2 protein-coding genes and 1 other RNA gene are annotated in these 2,367 nt (G+C 64.4%); all 3 read left to right on the top strand.

Annotated elements, in window-relative coordinates; genetic code table 11:
* Positions 1-22: 22 nt before the first annotated feature.
* Positions 23-550, top strand: a complete 528-nt coding sequence (locus VGO12_RS26580) for a lytic transglycosylase domain-containing protein (RefSeq protein ID WP_327515721.1) — start codon at positions 23-25, stop codon at positions 548-550.
* Between the two features lie 286 nt (positions 551-836).
* Positions 837-2,027: an NAD(P)/FAD-dependent oxidoreductase gene (locus VGO12_RS26575; protein ID WP_327515720.1), complete on the top strand. Its 1,191-nt coding sequence runs from the start codon at positions 837-839 to the stop codon at positions 2,025-2,027.
* A gap of 96 nt (positions 2,028-2,123) precedes the next feature.
* An RNA gene (gene rnpB / locus VGO12_RS26570) (RNase P RNA component class A) lies at positions 2,124-2,367 on the top strand; the annotation flags it as partial.

Here is a 2,367-nt window from a genome sequence, read left to right as displayed (position 1 = left end):
CAGACCGGAGAATTCAAACTACATGAGAATTTCGTCTGTTGCTGCGGTGGCGGCATGCCTTGGCATGTTCTTCGCCGGGATGGGTACGTCGTATGCGGGGAATGTCGACAGGACCATCAAGACCTCATCCATCCCGTCCGTCACCCGGACCACAGGCTTCCCGAAACCGGACCTTCCGCAGAACGCCCAGTATGCATCGCTGATCAAGAGCTACGCCAAGCAGTACGGCGTTCCGGTCGACCTGGCGCACGCGGTCGTCAAGGTCGAGAGCAATTTCAACCCCAAGGCCCGCGGCAGCGCCGGCGAAATCGGCCTGATGCAGATCAAGCCCGCCACGGCGCGCATGATGGGGTACTCCGGTTCCTCCAAGGGCCTCTACGACCCGGAAACCAACATCAAGTTCGGCATGAAGTACCTCGCCATGGCGCATGAGCTTTCCGGCGGCACGACCTGCGGCACCATCCTGAAATACAATGCCGGCCACGGTGCCAAGCGCATGAACCCGGTCTCCAAGCGCTATTGCGGCAAGGTCCAGGATATCATCGACTGATCAGCAGATCCGCGTCGGCACGCGCCGACGCAGCAAGAGTGCATCATTCGCCACCCTCCCTTGGCGATGGCGGATGATGCGGCCGGACAGGTCTCGCGTTCCGGCGCAAAACGCAGCGCCGCGTCCTGATCGTGCTCCAGCCGCCACCGCTCCTTGACCGGCTGCCGGCCTTGTTCTCCCATCGGCGAGGGCAAGGGAGACGCGCTGCAAAAATGCCGTACAACCTCTGTGCCATCTGGGCGTGCATATGCTATCCCACCTTTCAAGAATGAGGACGGGGAACGGCATGTCCAGGAGCTTTGATTTCATAGTCGTCGGCAAGGGGATGATGGGGGCTGCGGCCGCCCGCCACCTGGCACTTTCAGGCGCAAGCGTTGCGCTCGTCGGTCCTGACGAGCCCACCCACTGGGCGGACCATCCCGGTGTCTTTTCCAGCCACTACGACAATGCCCGCATCACTCGGACAATCGACGACGATCCCGTCTGGGCGCGGCTTGCCCGGCGCTCGATCGAACGCTACGGCGAGATCGAACGCGAGAGCGGTGTTACCTTCTATCACGAGGTCGGGTGCCTGATCGCCGGACCGGCGCCGGGGGCGGCGTACGACTACATCGAAAAGGTCGAGAAGGCGCGCGACGCGCTTGGCGTCGAGGCCCCGCTCTACGACGGCGATGCGCTGCTCGGGCATTTCCCCTGGTTCCGCTTTCCCAAGGGCTCAGCCGGTATCCACGAGCGTTCCGGTGCCGGGTACGTCAACCCGCGGGCGCTGGTTGCGGCCCAGGTCATCTGCGCCGAAAAAGCCGGTGCGACAATCATCCGCGAGGAGGTTCGCGCCGTTTCCGAGGGCGATGACCGCGTGATCGTGACGACGCTCGGGGGTGTTCGCCTCGAGGCGGCCAGGGTGATCGTGTCGGCGGGGGGCTTCTCGTTGTCGGCGACCCTGCTGCCGCGCCCGATCGATCTTGCCGTCAAGGCGCGGACCGTGTTCTTCGCCGAGGTGGCGGAAGCTGACCTGCCTGAATTTGAGGGCATGCCCTCGCTGATCGGCGCTGCACCCGAGCAGGAGAAGAGCTACTACCTCCTGCCGCCGGTCGCCTACGCCGACGGCAGATCCTACATCAAGATCGGCGGAGACCCGACCGACAGGGTCCTCGACAAGGAAGAGGACGTGCGCCAATGGTTCCGCGGGCCGGGCGGCGCCGTTGCGGCACGGCATCTGCATGAACTTCTCCTCGGCGTCATGCCGGGTCTGAAGCCCGCCTCGACGCGGTTTTCGCCTTGCGTGACCTCGTTTACCCGGCATGGGCTGCCCTATATCGGCTTTGCCGGCTGCGAACGCATCGCCGTTCTGACCGGCGGCAACGGGCAGGCGGCCAAGAGCTCCGACGAGATCGGCCGGCTTGGCGCGGTGCTCGTTCTCAACGGCCGCATCGACGAGCCGGAATACGACGCGGATTTCTCCGTCTCCTTTCGCTAGGGGTGTGCCGACCGAAACAGCGCTCCGCTGTTGGCAGTTGAAAAGCCATGCCGTTTTTTCTGGCGCCGGGCGGGGGCTTGCGTTAAGGAGCGCCTGCCAGTTGGCCGGGCAGCCGCTCTCCGCAAGTGCCGAAAGGCCGCGGGGGGAGGAAAGTCCGGGCTCCACGGAAACACGGTGCCGGATAACGTCCGGCGAGGGCGACCTCAGGGAAAGTGCCACAGAAAGCAAACCGCTCCGCTTGCGGAGTAAGGGTGAAAGGGTGGGGTAAGAGCCCACCGCGGACATGGCGACATGGACGGCACGGCAAACCCCACCGGGAGCAAGACCGAATAGGGATGAC

The sequence above is a fragment of the Ensifer sp. genome (assembly GCF_035999135.1).
GTDB lineage: Bacteria > Pseudomonadota > Alphaproteobacteria > Rhizobiales > Rhizobiaceae > Ensifer.
Note: the sequence above shows the minus strand (reverse complement) of the source record. Positions and strands in the feature narration are given on the sequence as shown.

Excerpts from the sequence above, each read along its gene's own strand:
- VGO12_RS26580 (WP_327515721.1), top strand. The coding sequence starts at position 23 with ATGAGAATTTCGTCTGTTGCTGCGGTGGCGGCATGCCTTGGCATGTTC.
- VGO12_RS26575 (WP_327515720.1), top strand. The coding sequence starts at position 837 with ATGTCCAGGAGCTTTGATTTCATAGTCGTCGGCAAGGGGATGATGGGG.